At 53.1% G+C, this 21639-nt stretch carries 21 protein-coding genes; 13 read left to right on the top strand and 8 right to left on the bottom strand.

Features of this window, described 5'->3' with window-relative positions:
* Both R6U67_RS07565 and R6U67_RS07560 read left to right on the top strand, forming a co-directional pair.
* On the top strand, positions 1-289 hold a 289-nt coding region (locus tag R6U67_RS07565; RefSeq protein ID WP_410251978.1), incomplete at its 5' end, for an RNA-guided endonuclease InsQ/TnpB family protein.
* 80 nt (positions 290-369) lie between these two features.
* Positions 370-1323: a glycosyltransferase gene (locus R6U67_RS07560; protein ID WP_410251977.1), complete on the top strand. Its 954-nt coding sequence runs from the start codon at positions 370-372 to the stop codon at positions 1321-1323.
* A 113-nt stretch (positions 1324-1436) separates the two neighbouring features.
* Here R6U67_RS07560 and R6U67_RS07555 read toward each other — a convergent pair whose 3' ends face one another.
* Positions 1437-2225 carry a TIGR01548 family HAD-type hydrolase gene (locus R6U67_RS07555; RefSeq protein WP_410251976.1) on the bottom strand — a complete coding sequence of 263 codons (789 nt, stop codon included), beginning with the start codon at positions 2223-2225 and terminating at the stop codon, positions 1437-1439.
* Positions 2218-2355: a hypothetical protein gene (locus R6U67_RS07550; protein ID WP_410251975.1), complete on the bottom strand. Its 138-nt coding sequence runs from the start codon at positions 2353-2355 to the stop codon at positions 2218-2220. The genes R6U67_RS07555 and R6U67_RS07550 overlap by 8 nt, the downstream gene beginning before the upstream one ends.
* Positions 2356-2426: 71 nt before the next feature.
* On the opposite strand from R6U67_RS07550, the gene R6U67_RS07545 reads away from it, so the two are divergent.
* From R6U67_RS07545 to R6U67_RS07535, 3 genes are all read left to right on the top strand, one after another.
* On the top strand, positions 2427-2726 hold the full coding sequence (locus R6U67_RS07545; protein ID WP_410251974.1) for a 30S ribosomal protein PSRP-3: 300 nt from the start codon (positions 2427-2429) through the stop codon (positions 2724-2726).
* A 326-nt stretch (positions 2727-3052) separates the two neighbouring features.
* Positions 3053-4441, top strand: a complete 1389-nt coding sequence (locus R6U67_RS07540; protein WP_410251973.1) for a class I SAM-dependent methyltransferase — start codon at positions 3053-3055, stop codon at positions 4439-4441.
* Positions 4442-4447: 6 nt separating this feature from the next.
* Entirely contained in the window at positions 4448-5266 is an 819-nt protein-coding gene (locus R6U67_RS07535) for a sulfotransferase family protein (protein WP_410251972.1), read from the top strand.
* Positions 5267-5566: 300 nt separating this feature from the next.
* Here the strand turns inward: R6U67_RS07535 and R6U67_RS07530 are convergent, their stop codons facing one another.
* The 3 genes from R6U67_RS07530 to ribE all read right to left on the bottom strand — a co-directional run bounded on the left by R6U67_RS07530 (position 5567) and on the right by ribE (position 7893).
* Positions 5567-6508 carry a lysylphosphatidylglycerol synthase transmembrane domain-containing protein gene (locus tag R6U67_RS07530; RefSeq protein ID WP_410251971.1) on the bottom strand — a complete coding sequence of 314 codons (942 nt, stop codon included), beginning with the start codon at positions 6506-6508 and terminating at the stop codon, positions 5567-5569.
* Between the two features lie 32 nt (positions 6509-6540).
* Positions 6541-6999, bottom strand: a complete 459-nt coding sequence (locus tag R6U67_RS07525; RefSeq protein WP_410251970.1) for a hypothetical protein — start codon at positions 6997-6999, stop codon at positions 6541-6543.
* Positions 7000-7176: 177 nt separating this feature from the next.
* Positions 7177-7893, bottom strand: coding sequence for a riboflavin synthase (gene ribE, locus R6U67_RS07520; protein WP_410251969.1), 717 nt, complete (start codon positions 7891-7893; stop codon positions 7177-7179).
* A 305-nt stretch (positions 7894-8198) separates the two neighbouring features.
* Between ribE and R6U67_RS07515 the strand changes: the two genes are divergently transcribed.
* Positions 8199-8708 carry a bifunctional nuclease family protein gene (locus R6U67_RS07515; protein WP_410251968.1) on the top strand — a complete coding sequence of 170 codons (510 nt, stop codon included), beginning with the start codon at positions 8199-8201 and terminating at the stop codon, positions 8706-8708.
* An 80-nt stretch (positions 8709-8788) separates the two neighbouring features.
* Positions 8789-9925, top strand: a complete 1137-nt coding sequence (locus R6U67_RS07510) for an aldo/keto reductase (RefSeq protein WP_410251967.1) — start codon at positions 8789-8791, stop codon at positions 9923-9925.
* 8 nt (positions 9926-9933) lie between these two features.
* On the opposite strand, the gene R6U67_RS07505 is transcribed toward R6U67_RS07510, so the two are convergent.
* The 3 genes from R6U67_RS07505 to R6U67_RS07495 form a co-directional block, all read right to left on the bottom strand.
* Positions 9934-10392, bottom strand: coding sequence for a gamma-glutamylcyclotransferase (locus tag R6U67_RS07505; RefSeq protein WP_410251966.1), 459 nt, complete (start codon positions 10390-10392; stop codon positions 9934-9936).
* Positions 10393-10397: 5 nt separating this feature from the next.
* Complete coding sequence (locus R6U67_RS07500) at positions 10398-11879, bottom strand: peptidoglycan-binding protein (RefSeq protein WP_410251965.1); 1482 nt, start codon at positions 11877-11879, stop codon at positions 10398-10400.
* A gap of 147 nt (positions 11880-12026) precedes the next feature.
* Positions 12027-13088, bottom strand: a complete 1062-nt coding sequence (locus tag R6U67_RS07495) for a DMT family transporter (RefSeq protein WP_410251964.1) — start codon at positions 13086-13088, stop codon at positions 12027-12029.
* Between the two features lie 204 nt (positions 13089-13292).
* On the opposite strand from R6U67_RS07495, the gene sppA reads away from it, so the two are divergent.
* From sppA to R6U67_RS07465, 6 genes are all read left to right on the top strand, one after another.
* The gene (gene sppA / locus R6U67_RS07490; protein WP_410251963.1) at positions 13293-14114 is read left to right on the top strand and encodes a signal peptide peptidase SppA; all 822 of its coding nucleotides are present in this window, start codon (positions 13293-13295) and stop codon (positions 14112-14114) included.
* Between the two features lie 51 nt (positions 14115-14165).
* On the top strand, positions 14166-14576 hold the full coding sequence (gene aroH / locus R6U67_RS07485) for a chorismate mutase (RefSeq protein WP_410251962.1): 411 nt from the start codon (positions 14166-14168) through the stop codon (positions 14574-14576).
* Positions 14577-14593: 17 nt separating this feature from the next.
* The gene (recN, locus tag R6U67_RS07480; protein WP_410251961.1) at positions 14594-16312 is read left to right on the top strand and encodes a DNA repair protein RecN; all 1719 of its coding nucleotides are present in this window, start codon (positions 14594-14596) and stop codon (positions 16310-16312) included.
* A 329-nt stretch (positions 16313-16641) separates the two neighbouring features.
* Entirely contained in the window at positions 16642-19686 is a 3045-nt protein-coding gene (locus tag R6U67_RS07475) for a GAF domain-containing protein (protein WP_410251960.1), read from the top strand.
* 197 nt (positions 19687-19883) lie between these two features.
* Entirely contained in the window at positions 19884-20471 is a 588-nt protein-coding gene (locus tag R6U67_RS07470; protein ID WP_410251959.1) for a hypothetical protein, read from the top strand.
* Positions 20472-20525: 54 nt separating this feature from the next.
* Entirely contained in the window at positions 20526-21560 is a 1035-nt protein-coding gene (locus R6U67_RS07465; RefSeq protein ID WP_410251958.1) for a leucine-rich repeat domain-containing protein, read from the top strand.
* Positions 21561-21639 lie beyond the last annotated feature (79 nt).

Genomic DNA, 21639 nt, shown 5'->3' with positions numbered 1-21639 from the left:
TCTCGATGCGGCTCACGGTGAGTTTTTGAGGATTCTGAAGTGGGTGTGCTGGAAACGTGGTGTCTTTTACGCTGAGGTAGACGCTAAGGGAACCAGCCAAACCTGTCCCAGTTGTGGTGCGAATACAGGCAAAAAAGAGCTTTCAGTTCGCGTACATCGCTGTCCTGAATGTGGATATACCACAGATAGAGATATAGCCGCCGCGCAGGTGGTCGTACAACGTGGACTTGCAGCCGTCGGGCAGACGGTCAAGATGCTTGGCGAGGGGTTAAGCGTAGGCTCCCCATAGACCCAAGAATCCCCACGCCTTCAGGCTGGGGAGTGTCAACGTTGACGCCTCTCGTTCCCTAGTCCGGGTTTTTAACGACTTTGACCTCTTCTTCTACGCCGATTTCGACGCCGACGGTATCTGTTGTCATCCCCATCTACAACGGTGCAACGGATCTGCCGCAATTGCTGGCCTGCTTAGAACAGCAAACCTATCGAGCCGAGGCGATCGAATATCTACTCGTCGACAATAATAGCCAGGACGATACCGCCGAGCAATTAGAGAACGCGGCCCAAACCGCCAAAATCCCTCTCAAACCCCTATCAGAAGCGAACATTCAGAGTTCCTATGCGGCCCGTAACCGAGGCATTCAAGCGGCCACCTCGGATCTCATCGCCTTCACCGACGCCGACTGTCGCCCGGAACCCACCTGGCTCGAAAATCTGGTGCAACCCTTTTCGAGTCCCGAAGTGGGGATTGTCGCCGGTGAGATTTTGGCCCTACCGCCGCAAACCTTTCTCGAACGCTACGCCGAAGCCCAAAAAACCCTCTGTCAAGCCTACACCCTACAACATCCCTATTGTCCCTATGGACAAACGGCCAATTTAGCCATTCGTCGGCCGGCCCTGGAAGCGGTGGGCCTGTTTCGCCCTTATCTGACGACTGGGGGCGATGCGGATTTATGTTGGCGGATTCTCCGCAACACCGATTGGCAACTCAAGTTTGCTCAAACCGCTATTGTGCGTCATCGTCATCGGGCCACCTGGGAGGAGTTGGAGAAGCAATGGCGACGCTATGGGGAGTCCAATCGCTATCTGCATGAGTTACATGGGGTTGAGTTACAACCGACTCAGTCCCCAGTACGTCCTCTCTTGCGTTGGGCCGTTAGATCCCTTCCCCGTCAGATGGTGAAGTGGGGCTTAGGGCGCGGGAGTCTCGTCTCGACCCTATCACCGGTTGTCGGGGTTTACACGTCTCAAGCTCGACAACGGGGCCAGGCTGAAGCCCAACTCCCCGACGCGGCCCGCGAGATTGAATACTTAAAGGACACTTAATAATTGACGATTAAAACCAAATAATTCCTTTTATAGCAAAGGTTTTACGGATTGCAATCGTCTTAGTTTATCTGTCTAAAAACCTGTTTTTGGACGAGTGAGATCACCACAAACTATTCCCGATTCGCCAAAATCATCTCGGGGCTGAGGTCTGTCACCTGATTTAAAACGAACTTGGCCCCAGCTTCTTGGAGACGTTGGCGATGAGTGGCTTGGCGGTTCGCGTCTGTTTGCACATGAGGCGGGAGAACGCCAACCGCAATCCAGGGGCGATCGCCGTCGAGTTTCGCCGCGTTCTGGACCACATACATATCAGCCACCGTATCCCCCACATAAAACACGGGACAGGTGGGGTGGGCCGCCAAGTGAGCGACAGTGGCGAACAAACCCGTCGGATCCGGTTTACCGGGCGCATCCTCCATCGCCACCAAGACGGGCGCCTCTAAGCCGATGCGCCGTTGCAAGATATACTGAGCGGAGCCTCGGGTGGCCCCACTAAAGAATCCCCAACCGATATTGGCAGCAGTTAACCCGTCAAAATAGGGGCGTTGGGCCAGAATGGGCTCATCGCAGATGTAGCCAGTCCACTGATCCGGGTTCTCGGCCGATTCGCCTCGATAGCGAGACTGAAAAAACGCCACAACTTCGTCAAAGTCGAGGGTTCGGGAACTGCGATCGCCGCCCTGACTCTCCCAATAGCGATAAATCAATTCTTCGGACCCCTCCCAGTCGTTATTCCAAACCCCTTCGGCTTTGAGTTGGTCAATCTCCTCGGAACTGGGACGATAGGCCCCCTCAGTAAAATGCTCGACTGTGTCGGCTAAGGCGCGACGGTAGGAGGACCCCACATCCCGGATCACACCGTCAATATCGAAAATCACGAGGGCCAGGGGTTCAGTCATAGATGCGGCGGCGTTGGACATTGAGATTGAAGCTAACTAAGGTTTGGGGTGAATGAGTTTTGGACTGATGAAATCGAGATGACGAGAGCGTTACACCGGGATGGCGATCGCCGTCAACACAGAAAAGCATTGTCAAAGCCCTTCTAGGAGATAGTATAATGAGAAATTGCAAATTTTTAACACAAAAGCGGGAGGTAACGCTTGTCTCGATTCATGTTAAAAGTCCTTTGGTTAGATAAGGACGTGGCGATCGCCGTAGATCAAGTTGTCGGAAAAGGAACCAGCCCCCTGACAACCTACTATTTCTGGCCCCGCAATGATGCTTGGGAACAGCTAAAGAACGAACTCGAAGCCAAGCACTGGATTACTGACGTTGAGCGAGTCGAACTCCTCAACAAAGCAACGGAAGTGATCAACTACTGGCAAGAGGTGGGTAAAACCAAATCGATGGCAGACGCCCAAGCCCAGTTCCCCGAAGTGGGCTTCACGGGAAGCCGGTAAAGGGTCGTGGACTCTAGCCGAGCGATCGTCAGCCCCGTCGTCTTCTCTCGGAGTCGTCCCTCCTCAGCTAACCCTGACGGTTAGCCGGTGGTATCCCCCTTGGTTGGGGTCAGCTTCGAGAGAGGTTTGGGACTTCCCAACTCCGGTAACCCGTTTTCATCCAGAAAGCGGGTTTTTCCGTCTTTTGGTGTTAGGGTTTGGCGTGAGAGTTGTCCGCGTTCTCACTATCGATGTTCTCGCTCTCGATTGTCAGTCGATGGTCAATCGCGATATCTATCCCCTATCCCCACTTACGCCCCCCTTGCGATTTTTCTGAGGAGATTCCCGTGACTAGCAGCCCTACACTCGAGCCAACCTTACAACAGGCGATCGCCCGCAGTCTCAAACGAAGTCTATCGGCCCAGGGTCAAATTGCCCTCCCAGCGGTCAAAGGCGCGTTAGACCCCTACGGACAACGGCTGAACCGCCTCTTCTCCCTTTTGGGAAAACCGCTATCGCCCTCGGAACTGGTCAAACTCTGCCAGCATCTGGCCCAACTCCTACAAAATCCCCCCGCCTCCTCAGATATTGTCCTCAGTTATGAACCGGCCCCGTCTCCTCGTCAGGGGTTGGTGTATCGTTTAGACCGTATTAAGAGTGAAACGCCTAGTCAAACCCTTCGCTGTCAGGGACAATTGGTGTTTCCCTGTATTCCTTGTCTCAGTCGCGATTATTTACAACAGTTGGCCAGCTTGTTCGCTCTACTGACTCATCCCCTCACGCAAACTCAGGCCGAGCAGTTACATCATCGTTTGCAGCAAGAACTCGACAGTGGCTTTCTCCTCTCTCCTCAAAGTCGCCTCTTGGTCAGTTATGCCAGTAATCCCCCCAGTCAGGGCGGCTTATCCTGTCAAATTTCCGTGGTGACGCGATCGCTCGCAGACCAATCTCAAACGATTCTCCGCCAAACCCCGAATTATTTACAGATGTTCGGCCCTCTCACCAAAGTTCTCGATGTCGCGCAATCCCTGTCTCCCCCCCTGTCTCCCCCCCTGTCTCCCCAAGACACCCCGATTCTCGTCGCCGGGGTGGGAACGGCACAATCGGCGTTACCCCTGGCCCAGCAAGGCTTTACCATTGATGCCCTTGATTTAGCTCCAGCGTTTGCTCAGCAGTTACGTCAGTGGACTCAAGAGCAGACTCTACCCATTACCGTCGTCTCGGAGGATATCCTCGACCCCTTGCTGACCCTCAAGTCTCAACAGTATCGTCTCGGGATTCTTACGGATGTGGCCCCTCGTCTGGCGGATGTGGACGCCTTGGAACAGCTTTTGGCGAAGGTGGCCCAAGCGTTGCAGCCTGGTGGAACGCTGTTAATCAATCTCTTTTTGGCTCCCGAAGAGTTGCCCAGTACGCCGTTGCTGGAGGAAACCGCTCGTGTGTTTAACTCAACTCTCTTCCGGCGATCGCAACTTCAGTCGCTCCTGAACCGCCTCCCCCTGACGCTCATTGATGAGGTTTCGGTGATGACCTATGAACGAGAGCATCGCCCTCAAGATGGCCTCAAACTCGATCCCTGGTATGTTCGCTGGGCGCAAGGACAACAGGTGTTTGCGATGGAGACTCCCCCCATGGAACTCCATTGGTTGACGTTACGGCGAGAGGAGACGGCTGAAGACTCTAATTCCCCCAATCCCCCTAATCCTCTGTTTTCGACGGTGGACGCGGAGTTTTAGCAACTAATGCACTATATCTTTATTGGTGGCGCACCTCGGACGGGAACGACTCTCCTCAATAGTCTCCTCTGTCGTGATGCGACTACGAATCCCCTGATTGCTGAGGCCAGTTATCTGGCCTACCTCGTCTCAACCTACAGCCGAGGTAAACGGGTTTTGCGGGTTGAGGGAAATGCCTATTTTGATGATCTCCAGGATTATGCCAATTTCTCTCGCCCTTGGTTGATGGCGTTTCTGGAGAAAACGGCTCAACGCTATCCCCAGGCCCAAAATTTGGTGTTGAAGTCCCCGGAACTGACAAAATATTTTCCGGATTTGTTTGAGTTAGTGCCTCAGGCCCAGTTTTTGATGGCGTTGCGAGATCCTTGTGATGCGATCGTCTCTCTGATGGATGTCCGTGATAAGCTCAAGCAGACTCGGGATAACCCCACCTTAGTCAAAATCCTGGAGCGAGGAGATGTCAAGGCGTTGGCTGAGTTGTTCTGTGACTATTATCGCCCCTGTCAGCGTTACAAGGATGCTCAGTTTTGGCAGCAAACTCGTTATGTTCGCTATGAAGGCTTGGTTCAGCATCCTCAGGCGGCTTTGCGTCAGCTCGAAGCCTTCACCCGACTGCATTTGAGTCAGATGAATCTTCATCAGCCCTGGCGTACGGAGTTGGACTTTGCACAACTCCCCCAACGGTATCGCCCTTGGTGGTCTACTCCTCTCTACGGTCATGGGGTTTCTAGTGCCAGTGTGGGCCGCTATCGTCAGGTTCTCTCTCCTGAACAGGTGGCTCTGATTCGTCAAGTCTGTCAGCCTCTGGGACTGTTTGATGAGTGACTCCCTCAAGAAGAGTCTCGCTGAAACAAGAGTCTCGGGCTGGATATCGGGAAAAATAAAACTTTGCAGCTTAGATGTTTGGACCCGCGCCGCCCGCACCGGGGCAGCGGAGTCCTTGTCATTCATCTAATCTGAGTCAATATCTGATTGAATTCAGGCTGGATTAGACAATGAACTCTATTTGATACTCAGTATAGGAAGTTTTCGGGAGGTTGTCAACCCCTGACCTCATTTTTTTTGTAACGTTATGATACAGCCTTCATTGACGTAACTTTAGCCAATTGAACCAGGACATTCCGATTATTTTGCGGTGCGAACCTTAGCGAGATATTGACTAAAGAACGGCAATCCTCCGAGAGCGGGGAGGAAATAACGGGACGTACAGAGCAGCCCTAAAGCGGCGCCAACATTGGCATCGAAGAAGGGCTGATAAAAGAGAATCAGGGCAGCATCACGAGTGCCGACTCCGGCGAAGGTCAGGGGAAGCAATCCGGCAAAGATAGCCAGGGGAGCCAGGGCGAGGTTTGCCATAAAGGGAACCGTAGCTCGTAGAGCAAAAATAAAGAACCAAATCTGCATCAGGTGAAGAAACCAGATGAAAATTGAGATCGAGGCGATGATCACCAGTTGGCGCTTGTCTTGCCAAAAGTGATGGTGCATCTCCTCCCAGGAGATATGTAACTTTTCTAATGTCTTGCGTAGCTTGCTTGGGGCGATCGCCTTACTGCGTTGAAAAAACAGGTTAGCAAAAGACCGAGAGGCCAGAAGCAGGACTCCGAAGACTAAGCCGAACAGCACCATAGCGGTCATCGCCCAAAAGAGGAGATCCTTGTCAGGATAGAAGGCGAGGCCAAAGACACACCAAAGAAATAGAGAGAGTAAATCTGAGGCTTTTTCAAAGACCACCAAAGAGAAGGCCAGGGAGCCAGGGAGATAGCCGCGATCGCGAATAAAATAGGCCTTCGCCAGTTCCCCCATCTTCGAGGGCAACACCATATTTAAGACACTCGCCGATAAGGTGAGTTTCGTGGCTTCAGCAAGTGGAAAGGTTTGCTGGCGGGGCATTAACTGTTGGAGTCGCCAGGCCGTGGCCAGAGTCAGCGGGATGACCATACCCAAACTAATCGCCATCCAGAGGCGATCGCAATTTTGGAACACCTGAACCAACGCCGGTCGGTCGATTTGGGAATAAATGATCGCCAGGATCACTAAACTGACAACAATAGAGAGAAGTCGTTTCATGATGTGAAATTAACGAGGGGACTGGCTAAACTCTAGCGATCGCGAACCAACAGCAAAACACCCTTTTCAATCTCTCCGGAGCGTTCAACAGCCAACTGATTCTGCGAAAGCTGAAACTGAAACTCCGTTACATCTCCCGAATCCGGATTGCGAGCATAAATGGTTTGGCCGTCAACCGTATAGGTCCCTTCCAAATCACCAATGCGAATCGTTCCCTCCGAGGTTAACACCCAGACCAGGTCAGCCTGCTGAGCCGGCGGTAAGGTCGTCAAATCCATGGCTTGTCCTTGGGAGGGAATATAGGATTGAGGTTCCCACCGGCCGACGAGGGTTGCCGAATCCCTCAAAGGCTCAGCCTCCAGAGCCGGTTCTGGGGCGGAGTCTGGGGTGAGATCAGTAGCGTGTTGAGAGGGCGTCTCGGGGGGCGTCTCGGGAGGAGTGGCAGGGATGGCCGTACTCCCCTCTTGCCATTGCGTCGAAGGCTGAGTCATCGTTGGCGAGGCCTTCGACGCCGAGAAAGGGGGCTGCTCCGAGGCCGACTCATGATCAGCACAGCCCCATAGTAGACTCACAGTGGTCAGGGCCAGAAAGGGAGATGAAAAGCGAAGCGTCATAGTGTCGGTGATGACCAAAAACTAGGGTTCAACAGACAGGACACCGGATTAAGGCTAGCCCGTCTGATAGCCATGTTGGCTGAGAAAATCCGGAGTAATCGGATCGAGAGAACGAGAAGGGTCCGGCTGGTGATGAGCCGTGGGGCGACCCTGAGCTAAAAAGGTTTCAACATATTTCCCTAAAATATCGCCTTCCAAGTTAACCCACTGTCCAGGGCTAAGGCGACTCAAGTTCGTTTCTTGATAGGTATGAGGAATCACGGCGACGCGAAACCAACGGCGTTGGCGATCGCACTGAGCAATGGTTAAGCTAATGCCATTAATGGCGATGCTGCCTTTGTCCACGAGATAAGGGGCAATGCGATCGCTCCATTGAGGCTCTTGTCGAGGAGGGGCCGTAAACGATATCTCCCAGGAATTACCGCTCATTTCAGCCGTTTCGAGACAGCCGACGCCATCGATATGGCCCGTCACAAAGTGGCCTCCAATTTTACTGCCCACCCGTAACGAGGCCTCCAAATTCACTGGGTGTCGTTGTTCCCAGGCTTGAGCCAAGGTGGTGCGATTGAGGGTCTCAGGAGAAACGGCCGCGACAAATCCCTGGGGTAAAATAGACTCAACAGTCAAACAGACCCCATCAACCGCAACACTATCTCCGAGGGCTAAATCATGGCTGATGGCCGGAGCCTTCCCACCAAGATAGTGGATTCGTAACTGACCATCACTAAAGCTATCAAGGGTGCCAAGGGCGGCAACAAGTCCGGTAAACACAGGGTATATCCTAAGTGAGACGATGTTTGAAACGATGTTTGAAACGATGTTCAAGACAATTTTGGGGACAGACTATCCCCAGGCTGTCAGTATTGTAGCGTCGGTATTATAACGTCGGTCTTCCTTGAGTTCCCCTCCGGAGCCTCTTGGCTCATCGTTTAGCCTGTTGACGGGACATCTTGATGGTGGGGAAACCTGTTTTGTCCCCGAGGTTGTGAATCGGCTCCCTGATGAAGTCATAGGATATCGTAAATCCTAACAACTGTTTTCCCTTGTACCCGACCGTTTATCAAGAGGCTGGATTAATGATTGAGATGAAAATCGCTGGAATTGCCTTGGATGCAGCTACCCGCAGTCCAATTGTACTTCTGAGAGATGCCAGCGAGCGTCGCGCCCTGCCTATTTATATCTCCCAGGATCAGGCCCGTTCGATTATCAGTGCTATTGAACAACAAACCCCACCCCGTCCCATGACCCATGATTTGATGGTGAGTATCTTGGAGGCCTGGGAATTACGACTCGATCGCGTGATTGTTCATGCTCTCGAAGAGAATACGTTTTTTGCCGTCTTAAAGATGGTGAATGCCGATGGTAAGGTCAAAAAAGAGATCGATGCTCGTCCGAGTGATGCGATCGCCCTAGCATTGCGAACGGATGCCTCAATTTGGGTGATGGAGGAGGTGGTGGCTGATGCGTCGATTCCGGTGGATCAAGATGCTGATGAAGCTGAACGTCAGGCGTTCCGGGAGTTTTTGAATAATCTGAGTCCCCAAGAACTCATCAAACGAGCGGGCCAAGAGTTTAGCGACTCGTGACATCCTCCCGACGCTGACCCGACGGGTCCAGCGCGGGACTTAGGTTCTCGCGCCCTTATGAAGTTAACGTGGCAGAGGTTATGCAATATCGTCGATTTGGTCGTACCAACCTGCAACTGTCGGTGTTTTCCCTGGGAACCATGCGTTATTTGGCCTCTGAGGAGACAGCGATCGCCACAGTCCGCAAAGCCGTTGAGGCAGGCATCAATCACATTGAAACGGCCCGAGGCTATGGCAACAGTGAAGCCTATCTGGGGCGAGCCTTGCATCTGGGGTTAGGATGTCCCCGTGAGGCCTTGCATATCACCAGCAAACTACCGCCCACCTCAGATGGCCAGCAGATGGAACGCTGGATTGATGAATCGCTCGATCGCCTCGGTTGCGACACCCTCGATACGCTCGCGATTCATGGTCTGAATACGCCCCAACACTTAGCCAGTATCCAAGGTGAAAATGGCGGCTTAGCGGCGGCTGAACGAGCCAGGAAGGCGGGTAAAATTCGTCATTTAGGATTTTCCACCCACGGCGACCTGGACTTGATTTTAGAGGCAATGAGGACAGGGGCGTTTGAGTTTGTCAATTTGCATTATTACCTGTTTTTTCAGCGTCATCGGCCGGCGATCGCCCTAGCCGAAGCGTTAGACATGGGGGTGTTTATCATCTCTCCAGCGGATAAGGGCGGCCAGTTGCATCATCCCCCCGAGCGGTTGCGACAACTGTGTGAGCCGCTTTCTCCTTTAGGCTTGAACTACCGCTTTCTCTTAAGTGACCCTCGTGTGAGTACCCTCAGTGCGGGGCCAGCCACTCCTGAGGAACTCGATGGGATTTTAGCCTGGGGCGATCGCCTCGAACCGCTAACGGCAACGGAACAGGACTGTTTAGGGCGATTAGAGCAAGAATTTGAGCAGCGCTTAGGCAGCGATGCCTGTCGTCAGTGTTACGCCTGTTTACCCTGTCCCGAACAGATCCAGATTCCCGAAGTGTTGCGGCTGCGAAATCTCGCCGTAGCCTATGAGATGGAGTCGTTTGCCCAATACCGCTATCGTATGTTTGAAAATGCCGGTCATTGGTTTCCGGGCCGTCGCGGCAACCGTTGCCGCGATTGCGGGGATTGTCTACCGCGCTGTCCTGAACAGTTAGACATTCCCCGACTCTTACGAGATAGCCATGCTCGTTTGGCCCCCCGTGAAGGACGACGACTCTGGCAAGAGGATTGAGTTGGGGTCTAGTTGGGGGCCGCTCGTCGCTGTTGAGACCGTTGAGAGCGTTGGGACAATTGATTTTCATGCCAAACGCCTTCGGGGAGCCAAATCCCGCCATAGTTGTCGACGCGCTGGCGGCTCATATAATAGGTCCAAACTTCGCCGAGCGATCGCTGAGGGGATTGGGGGTCAAACACCTCAATTTCGAGGCGATTGTACTCGTTGTCTGAGGGGGGGCGATCGCCGATGAATCCTTCGAGTTGGTCGAGTTTGACGAAGGCCTGAGGACCGTCAAAGCCCAGGATCACCCCCATGACCCAGCCGGGTTCCTGGGTCATGGCTGGGTAGTTAAGACGGGGCAGATGATAGAGTCGTCCGGGGGCTAAGGCCGGACCGAGGACTTGTACGCGATCGCCGCAATAGGGACGATGAAACCGCTCTCCAGGCTGTAGCGTGCCATAGACAAATACTCGTACCATCATGGCTGTTAACTGTCCTCGTCGTTGAGGGGTAAGGTGCGAATTCGTTGCAGTTGTGACATGGCCCATTTAGCGGTTTCTCGAACCTCGGGGTCAGCATCATCGGTGCTATAACGGAGGACTTGACTGAGTTGGGCGATCGAATCATAAATACGAGTCAAATCGCGAATGGCATTTTTGCGAACCTCAGCACTATCGTCTTGTAGCGACACCATTAGGGCCTGTTTCATCGGGCGCAAATTGCGGGAACTAATTTCCGAGAGAACCGCCAAAATTGTACTACGTTCTTGAGAACTGGCATCGGTCAATAAGTCCACCAGGGGGGTAATGGCGCGGGAATCTCCCCGTTGTCCCAACTCCCAGATAGCTTTACGGCGTCGTTCGGGATCTGGATGTTGTAAGTCCAAGATCAGCGCCTCGACGATGCTCATACGAGGCAGTCGGGTTAGGGCGCTACTGCTGGGCTTTTGCGGGGCGATCGCCTGGCTGTCCGAGGTCACCGGGGTTTTCGGTGCAACAGGAAGATTCGGGGGCAGATCGGGAAAGGCTGGAGACTCTTTAGAATTGACGGGAGCTTCAGGGGTCTCCCAAGGAGAGTTTTGGGGAGGGATCTCGGGGTCTGGGGGAGGCTCCTGGGAAACGCTTCCGTTGTCAGGGTTGGCTGATGGTGTCAGTTCTGGGGCGTTCTCTGAGGCTGGGGTGACCTTCGACCCCTCCTCGACCCTGGGGCCTTCTCGATTGATATTTTCCTCATCAACGTCCTCAGCAACGTCCTCAGCAACGTCCTCATCAACGTCCTCAGCAACGTCTTCTTGAAAGGCTTTGAGTAAGACAATAAACAATCCCCCAGCAATCACCACCAGGATAGCCCCGCCGGCAACCCACCACATGAGACCTAATCCGGATGAGGCATCTTCACTAGCGGATTCGTCGTCAGATTCGTCGTCAGATTCGTTGCCAATATTGTCTAGGTCTAATGGTTCCGAGTCGGGATCTGGGGTCGGTTGTTGGGCTTCGAGACGGTCCCAACTGTCCTGGCCCATAATGCCATCGACTTGTAACTCTTCTTGTTCTTGTAGGGCTAAGACGGCGGCCTCAGTTTCGAGATCAAATTGCCCCGTAATCTCACCCTCGTAGAACCCCGCTGCTTGCAATTGTTGTTGTAACTGTTCAACCTCTTCGCCGCTGTCATCGAGCCTCAGGGGGGGGCGAGTCTCGGTTGAGTTTTCCGAATCGTTTTGGGCCAACTCTAACTCAGATAACTGTTGGGCCAAATCTGGGGCAAAGTCCGGTAGTAGGTTAATCGGTTCTTGGGAGTTGGCTTGAGCGATGAGGTTTGGCGCCGTGAGAACGCGATCGCTGGTGCGATCGCCCGAGATCGCCCTCGGACAGCCGAGGCCCCATGCCAGCAGACAGGTCATCGGAACCACCAACATCCGTATCCCCTGACGCAGCGACAGATTGCCCCAAGTGGATAGATGTAGAGTCAAGGAGAGCGGATAATTGGAGGCTGACACCATAAATTTCGGTCACGCATACAAGTGGACGAGGGTTAGATGCTCCAATCCTAGCCTTGAGACTGGAAAATTTGATGGGCGATCGCAGAAATTCGCGGCAATTGACTCACCTAGCCGAACCTATCTCGATGTGGTCTGTGGCCCAGATGGTTCACAGAGGGAGGCTTCCGATTCTGGAGAAGATGGAGTGCTTGAGACCTCTGAGGCTTCACTCGATCGCCCCCAGGACAGCTTGGGCAGTTTTTGACGGCGTTCAATTAAGTAGACGCTCCCGAGAGTTAAGATGGCTCCAGTCATCTGTAGGGGGGTCAGGGTTTCACCGAGCAGCCAGTAGCCAAACAGGAGGGCAAAGACGGGGGTAAAAAAGGTCAAGGAACTCAGACTGGTGAGATTTCCTTGAGCGGCGAAATTAAAGAATAACCCGTAGGCGATCGCTGTGCCAAAGATGGTGGTGTAAGCCAATGCTCCCCAATCCCAAGCCGTCAACTGCTGCCAAGGGTCGCTCTCGACTCCCCAAGACAGGGCCAAGAGGGGGAGAGCGCCCAAGATGGCGTGCCATCCTGTAGCGACGACGGGGTCAACCTGCTTAGAGACTTTGGGCATCATCACGGTTCCCAGGGCCATGGACAAAGAGGCGAGGAGCATCATACCGGCTCCGAAGGAAAGACTTTGCCCAATACTAACCGATGATGTTGACGCTCCTCGGGTTGGGTCGAGGTCAAACAGTCCCATCAGCCAAGGTTCGGGTAAGCCAATGGCACTGATCCCGATGAGTCCGAGAACCAGGCCAATCCCTCCCCAAACGCCAATGTATTCACCCAATAACCAGGCCGATAGGAGCGCCACGAGTAGCGGTTGTGAGTCAATCAACACGGAGCCGAGGCCCGCACCGGTGTCTTGTAGCCCCCAAGCCAGAAATCCTTGAAACAGCGTGCCATCCACCAGTGCAAATAGCGCAATCCAGCTCCAGGCTTTGATTCCCCGAGGTTGCGATCGCCCACTCACCGCCGCCGCCACCAGAATCAAGAGTCCCGCCGGAAGCAGACGAATGGCGGCCATAAAGAAGGGGGAGGTGTGGGGAACAACGCCCTTCATGGCCACCATGGCCGTTCCCCAGAAGAAGAAGGGACTCAATAGCAGGAGAACATATTGCCAACGGGACCGAAGCAGTGGCTGAAGCATTGTCTGGGTTTTGTAAGGGGGGTCATCAATCTCTATTTCATTGTAACGATTGATTGATTTTTGTTAAGCATCGGGGCGATCGCCCGAGCGGAAACGGCTCTAGGGAGTCGAGGACTGGCCCAAGGGGGAGAGCTTCCTGTTAAACTCGGTTAGCACCGATGTCCCGAGCTGGGACTTACTCAATTCGCAGCGTCTTTGTCCCGTATGGTCTGGTTTGTCAAACGATTTCGCTCTAAGATCGCCCGCATTGAAGTCTCTGGCGCGATCGCCTCAAAGACTCGTCAAGATGTCCTCAAAGCGTTACAGACGGTAGCCGATCGCCGCTATCGCGCCCTAGTACTCCGAATTGATAGCCCTGGGGGAACCGTGACGGACTCCCACGAAATTTATCAAGCCCTGCTGCGACTGCGCCACCAGCATGGAGTGAAGGTGGTGGCCAGTTTCGGCAATATCTCCGCCTCAGGCGGGGTTTACATCGGCATGGGAGCCGAAAAAATTGTCAGTAATCCCGGAACCATCACCGGCAGCATTGGCGTCATTCTGCGAGGGAATAACCTAGAGAGATTATTAGATAAAATCGGAGTCTCGTTCAAAACCATTAAATCCGGTCCCTACAAAGACATTTTGGCGTTTGATCGCCAACTGAGCGAAGGAGAACAACAAATCCTCCAAGCCCTAATTGACAACACCTACGACCAGTTTGTCAACACCGTCGCCACGGCCCGTCAACTTCCCGTTGAAACCGTGCGCGAGTTTGCCGATGGCCGCATTTTCAATGGAGAACAGGCCCTCAACCTGAAACTCGTCGATGCCATTGGCACAGAAGAGGATGCTCGACGTCTAGCCGCAGAACTGGCGGGACTGAATCCCGATCGCGCTGAACTCGATGAAATTGAGACCGCCAAACCCTGGTGGGCCAAGCTTCTGCGCTCAAGCGCCTCAGGATCTCGTCTGTCAGCCACTGGGGAATGGTTAGAATTTGAACTGACAACGAACGGAATGCCCCTGTGGCTGTATCGCCCCTAAACTAGCGGCGATGGCCCGGAGTCCCTCATTCAATATCGTCAAGAGTAGAGTATGGAGGTTTGTGTAGTGGAAGCGGACTGGACTGTGCGCGCCATTCGAGGCGCGACGACTGTTCCCGAAAATACGCCTGAGGCAATTCGCGAGGCGGTGGCGGAACTTCTCGATCAACTCGAACGGCACAACAGCTTTGAACCTGAACAGATCGTCAGTGTCACCTTTTCGGTGACCCCGGATCTCGATGCCCTTTTTCCGGCCTCAGTCGCTCGACAACGCCCCAATTGGGATAATGTGCCGCTGCTCGATGTCCAACATATGAGTGTCAAAGGGGATCTCGAACGCTGTGTGCGCTTTCTCCTTCATGTCAATCTCGATCGCCAGGCTGAGTTGTTCCACCCCTACCTACGTCACGCCCAAGATCTACGGCCCGATTGGAGTTTATCCTCCTCCGTTGGCTCCTCTTAGGGGACGCTCTCTTCTCTATGCTGGTGCGTTTACAGATTGAAAATTTTGCCTTGATTGACGACCTCGATCTCAGTTTTGGATCGGGGTTGAATGTGTTGACTGGGGAAACTGGGGCCGGGAAATCGATTGTCTTAGATGCAGTGGATTTAGTCTTGGGGGGCAAAGCCAGTCGCCGTGCCATTCGCACGGGAGCCGATCGCGCGCAGGTGCAGGCCTGGTTTAACGTCGCTCCCCCTGGCGAGGCCGAGTCGGCCATCGCCTGTTCGCGGCAACTTCTACTCGGTAAGCGCGGCTGTCGCAGTAAATATCGCCTCAATGGGAAATCGGCCAGTCAACGGGAAATCCAACAGCTACGGCAGCGCCTGGTTGAAATTGCGGCCCAAGGACAAGCGATCCAACTGGCTCAAACCCCTCATCAGCGGCGGTTACTGGACCTCTATGGCGGCGAAAAGCTGCTGAAAGACCGCGATCATGTTGGCCAGGAGTATGATGCCTTACAGCGCCTAAGAGCGCGGCTTCAGGACTTGCAGAAACTCGAAGAGCAGCGATCGCAACAAGAGCAATTATGGCGCTACCAATGGGAGGAACTCAGCCGCGCTCAGCTAACCCATCCCCAGGAACTCCAAGACCTCGAAGCTGAGGCCCAGCGCCTCAACCATGTGGTGGAGTTGCAACAACAGAGTTATCGCCTCTATCAAACCCTCTACGATCACGACGGCGAAACGGCAGCCGCTGATCTCTTAGGACATGCCGAAACCCTCTTGCAAGACATGGTGAGCTATGACAAGGAGCTAACGCCGCTGCTGAATTTAGTCGGCGAAGCCTTGGTGCGGGTGCAGGAAGCCGGTGAACAGATCAATCGCTATGGCGATGAGTTAGAAGCCGATCCCGGACGCTTGCAGGAGGTGGAAACTCGCCTCGGGCAACTTAAGCAAATCTGCCGTAAATATGGCCCCAGTTTAGCCGAAGCCATTGAGCGCCGCGAGAGCTTGCAGCAACAACTCAATGACTTGGAGAACGGGGAAAAGAGCCGCGATGAGGTAGAACAACGCTGTCAGGAACAGCAGCAACGATTACACCAGAGTTGTCAGCGGCTGCGCCAACGGCGTCAACAGGCGGCTCACCAACTCGAAGCTCGCTTAATTGCTGCCTTACAGCCGTTGGCGATGGAGAATCTCAAATTTCAAGTTGAGTTGTCTCCCACCCAGGCTAACCGTTGGGGGAGCGATCGCGTCCGCTTCTTGTTTAGCGCGAACCCCGGCGAACCCCTAGAACCCCTCGGCGATATTGCCTCAGGAGGGGAAATGAGCCGCTTTCTCCTGGCCCTCAAAGCCTGTTTTAGCGAAGTTGATCCCGTGGGAACCCTCATTTTTGATGAAATCGATGTCGGGGTATCGGGACGAGTCGCCAATACCATCGCCGAAACCCTCTATCGCCTCAGCCGCCATCATCAGGTCCTCTGTGTGACGCACCAACCCCTGGTGGCGGCCATGGCGGACCACCATTTCCAAGTGGTGAAACAAGCCGTCAGCGGGGGGGAAACGGCGCGAACTCGTATTGAGGTGCGATCGCTAAACAGTGATCAACGTCGCCAAGAACTGGCCCAACTCGTCAGTGGCCAGCGTCAGGGAGATATCGACTCCGCCGCCACCCAGGACGCCGCCAACGCCTTCGCCGATTCCCTCCTGAGTCGCGCCGAGCGATTACGCCAGGAGTTATCTACCGTTAGGAGATAACTCCGACAACTCAGTGATTGACCCACCGTTGACCCACCGTTGACCCAACTTTTGCCAAAAATGTTGCCCTGAGTACCACGATTGGCCAAACCTAGCCGATAATAACTAGCAAATCAATCCCAGCTAAGCCAATTCAGCGTTGCTTCGCTGTCGCTAGAGCAAGAGAAGGGTACACTGGTGATGAACCATAATTGGCCATCCCAAGTGCCGTTCGACTTGGACCAGACTCCCTGATCGCTTCCGTTACCCTGTCTTAACGTGCATCTGTACCCTGCATCTGTGCGGACAGTTGTCTCACCTAGTCGAGTACCAGCGTCACCCAAAGAGTTATGACATCAGCATCTCCTAACACTTCCGTCTCTCACACCGACGCAACGATCGATGTTACGCCTCACGGTAGTAATGACCGTCATCAACCCTCCAACCATCAGGCTTCTCCCAACAGTGGTAGCAGCGCCTTAACGACGACTAAGGGCAGTTTTGGAGCCTTTCTAGCGCCGCTAAATCGGGATAAATTCACCGATGTGGTGCGCGGCGTTGAGGATAAACTGCGGGTGGTGAATCAAACCCTAGGAATGCTCGACAGTTTACTCGACAGTCAGGGATTTGATGCCATCCTCGATGAGATGTTGCGGTCGATCGCTCTGAAGACGGGGGAACTCCTCCATGCCGATCGCACCACCATTTTCCTCCTCGATGAGGACAAAAATGAACTGTTTACCCTCGTGGCCAAAGATGAAAACGGCAATGCGTTAGAAATCCGGTTCCCAGCCACGGCCGGAATTGCTGGGGAAGCGGCCACGGGTAAAAAAGTGGTCAACATTCCCTACGACTTCTACGACGATCCGCGATCGGAAACGGCTAAAAAGTTCGATAAAAAGAATAACTATCGAACCTACACCATGTTAACCATGCCGCTCCTGAATGAAGACACTCAGGAGTTGGTGGCCGTGGTGCAGCTCATCAACAAACTTCAGCCAGAACTCGATAACCCAGAAACTCCCTTAGACGAAAAAATTGATCGCGTTGGCTTTAGCGCCGAAGATGAACAGGTCTTTCGCGAATTTGCCCCCTCGATTCGCTTGATTCTAGAATCATCTAAATCCTTCTACGCCGCCACCCAAAAACAACGAGCGGCCTCGGCGTTAATGAGTGCGGTCAACTCCCTCAGCAAGAGTAGTCTTAACCTCGAAGATACTCTCAATCGAGTCATGAGTGAAGCCAAGGGACTCATGAATGCCGATCGCTCAACGCTTTGGCTCATTGATGAGGAAAAGGGTGAACTTTGGACGAAAATCCCCGGAGTGGGGGAATTGCGGATTCCTCGCAATGCCGGTTTTGCGGGGATGGTAGCGGAGTCTGAGGAACCGCTGTTAATTCCTTTTGATCTCTATGATGATCCGCGATCGCAAACCTCGCAAAAAACCGATCAAAAAACCCGCTATCGCACCTGTAGTATGCTCTGTATGCCGGTCTTCAACTCAGATGATGAACTCATCGGCGTGACACAGCTAATCAATAAGAAAAAACAGGGAGAATACCCAGATTACGACCCGGAAAATTGGCCCCAAGCTCCCGAACAATGGAAGGCGAGTTTTAACCGCACTGACCAAGAGTTCATGCAGGCGTTTAACATCCAAGCTGGGGTCGCTCTACAAAACGCCAAACTCTTTGAAACGGTTAAGCAACAAGAACAACGACAAAAAGACATTCTCCGAAGTTTAACCAATGGGGTCATTTCTACCGATCGCCAAGGGGAAATTGTCGCCGCCAACGAATGTGCTAAACTGCTTCTTGGCTTTGAGGAAGAGGCGATCATCGAAGGGTTAAATCTCAAAGAAATGATTACCCTACGGGAAGGTAAATTCTCCGATTGGTTTGAAGCGGCGTTACATCCGCAAGAAGAGAAAGACCGTCAACAATACTATCCCAATCAAATTTTAGAGATTGAAACCGCCGTAACCGGCCAAAGTGTCAATCTTACGATCAACTCGATGTCGGATGTAACCGATCCCCAAAAAGTGAATGGAGCTTTGGTGGTTCTCGAAGACATCAGCGATGAGATGGAAGTCAAAAACTTGATGTATAAGTATATGACCCCAGAAGTCGCTGAAGCGCTCTTAGCCAGTGGAGACACCGGGTTAGGCGGTAAGCGCAAACATGTGTCGGTGCTATTCTCGGATATTCGCAGTTACACGACCTTGACGGAAAAATTACAGCCTGAAGAAGTCGTGTTAATGCTCAATGAATACTTCGAGGAAATGGTGGATGCGGTCTTCCAATATGGTGGAACCCTCGACAAGTATATTGGGGATGCACTGATGGCGGTGTTTGGCTCTCCAGCACCTTTAGACAACTGTGAGTGGTGCGCGATTCAGTCCTCGGTTTCGATGCGCTACCGCCTCGAAGAGTTTAACCAAAAACGGATTGATGAGGGTAAACTGGCCATTAAAATTGGGATTGGGATTCACTCAGATAGTGTCGTCAGTGGCAATATCGGGTCGAGTAAACGGATGGAACTGACCTCGATTGGGGATGGGGTGAACCTGGCCTCACGCCTGGAGGGAACGAGTAAGCAATATGGGGTGGATTTGGTCATTAGTGAGCAAACCTATCTCCCCAATGCTGATCGCGTGGTCGTTCGGGAACTCGACTTTATCACGGTGAAGGGGAAAACGCGCCCGGTTAAAATTTATGAGTTGGTGGGAATTCGCGAAGGGGATCTCGCACGTCCGATTTCTGAAGTGCAACAGCAGATTATCGACTTCTACCATGAGGGCCGCCGCTATTATCTGCAACCGGCTCTTGAGAAACTCTCCCTAGAGGAAGTGATGCCATTGCTTGAGCAGTTGGACGAGTTATCGGAGGAGGCGGTGAAACAGGTGTCCTTTGATGGGGATAAGCTACTGCGGGATATGCTCGGAAGCTTACCTCGGGAAAACTTGTTGGCGATTTTGGGAGAAGACACTCTCAAACGTCTGCTCGTGACGGAGAATTTGGAGGAGTTGTCCGATGCTGATGTCCATCGCTTGCTTCCCTTTAAACTCAAACAAATTACGCCTCGGGTGCGTAAGAAGCTGTGGCTGGCGAAGGTGAAGCAGTTTAGTGCCTTTCGGGAAGTCCAGCAAATGCTCGAAGAGGAGGCGGCGGAACTGTCGATGGCGCAACTTCAGAAGTTTGTGGAGTTGGCGCGTCCTCCTTATAAGGCAAAATCGAAGCAGTCGTTCCACCAAGCTCGTCAGGCGTTTGAGCAGGTGTTGGCCTTAGATAGCAAGAATAAGGCGGCGAAACTCCATGTCGAACGCTGTATGTTGTTTGAACAACAACCTCCGAGTGAGGATTGGGATGGAGTCTGGAAACTGACGGATAAGTAGATGCAGATTCCTCAATCCTCCAGAGTCAATCTCCCAGAGAGCGTTGTATGCTGTTCAGACAGCGGTTTGTTTGAGATACTTTGGAGAGATGAAGGGGCGATCGCAAGTTTTGAGTCGTTTCTTGAGTCGTTTCTTAAGTCGTTTGTACGTTTCGTTTGTAAGCAACGTTGTAGGTAAATCCGTAAACTGTGCCTGACATGACCAACTTAAACTGGCAGCCCTCAGAGTATGAGTGGGTTGAACAAGTCCGACAACTCCTCCTTGATTTAGCTCGCTCCTGCTTGGGGGATGTTCCTAAACTGCCGATGCACTTGGCTCAAAAGGCTCGGCCAACGGCTGAACACGCGACTCGGTTATTGGAGTCGGCCCGCGATCGTGGTTTGGCGGAACCTCAGTGGCAGCAAATTCAGGAGTTGGCTTGGGTGGCCGATGTGCGTAAGTTATTCTTGGAACTCGCTCAGGTCTATCTGTCGGATTTACCCCGACTCCCGGAGAATCTCTCGGCCCGCAGCTTGAGTCTCTCGGAACGAGCGCAACGGTTGTTAGATCACCCCACGGCGGAGGATTTTCACCCCCAAGCGACACCCCCCGGCCCCGGAAAAACTGGAACAGGGGCCGCTGAGTCGATGACGGAGACGGAGACTCCGGGGGCGTTATTACGTCAGTTGAAACAGTCGCTACGACACCACCGCAAGACCAGTTCTAAGGCGGATTCGGCGGAGTGGCAACAGCTATTTAATCTTTTGGATTTGGCGGAGAGTCTCTACCAGCGCTTGAAGGAGTAGGGTGATCCTTGGCTGAGTGTTAGTCCTTTGATGTTTTTTAAGTGTGATGAACTCATGATGGCGTTTCCTGTTGGGTCGCGGTTTGGTGTCATGTTGGGGGCGATCGCGCTGATCCTGAGTCCTCAACACAGGGCGATGGCTCACTCCCCCGCTGAATCGATGCAAGCCTTTGAGGAACTCTGTCAGGAGCAACCCCTCGCTGGTGATGGCCAACAGACTCTCGATGTCCTCTTGGAGTTGGCCGACAGTGACGACTGTGCGATCGCCGCTCGGGTTCTGGCGAAAACCAACGATCTCAACTTAAGTGTGCAAGAGCTATCGGATCTCTCTCCCCTGAGTTCCCTGGCTCACCTGACTCGTTTAGACCTCAGTATCAACCAAATCTCGGATATTTCTCCCCTGGCGGAGTTCAGCCGCCTCGACAGCTTACTATTGTCAGGAAACCAAATTGAGGATGTCTCGCCCCTGGGGGAGTTAGATCTGCAACAATTGAATCTGGATGATAATCAGATCTCGGATCTGTCGCCTCTGCGGACTCAAACCCGCCTCACCATCTTCACGGCTCGGGATAATGAGATTGAGGATTTAACGCCTCTCCAGGATCTACCAGCGGTGACGTCTTTATTTTTGGAAGGAAATCGCATTGAGGATCTCTCACCCCTCGCGAATCTTCCCAGCTTGGAGGGGGCCGATCTCAGCCGCAATCAGATTCGGGATCTTCGTCCCCTGGTGGCCATAGACAATCTCGTATGGATCGCCCTTAGTGATAACCGCATCAGCGATATCTCTCCCTTGGCGGAATTACCCCAACTGGTTGAGTTGGATTTGAGTGGAAACCAGATTCGTGATCTGAGTCCTCTCAGTGGGATGTCCAATGTCAATGAGTTATTTCTCGCTCGCAACCAAATCACGGATGTGACGCCTCTGGGGAACTTGACGCAATTGATGGCTCTGTTCTTGGAGGGGAATCAGATCGTTGATATTACGCCTCTGTCCAACTTGCAAAATCTCAGCCGGCTGACGCTGATGGATAACCCCATTGACAACCCCACCTGTCCGGTTGAACCCGAACGGGCCTGTCGTTTCTAAGCGTCTCAGGATCCTATCTGGGGTCTGATCAAGGGTGGAAAAAAAAATTGTTGGACCCTCTTGCGATCGCTTGTAGATT

The sequence above is a fragment of the Sodalinema sp. genome, from assembly GCF_046483825.1.
In the GTDB taxonomy this organism is placed as follows: domain Bacteria; phylum Cyanobacteriota; class Cyanobacteriia; order Cyanobacteriales; family Geitlerinemataceae; genus Sodalinema.
Note: the sequence above shows the minus strand (reverse complement) of the source record. Positions and strands in the feature narration are given on the sequence as shown.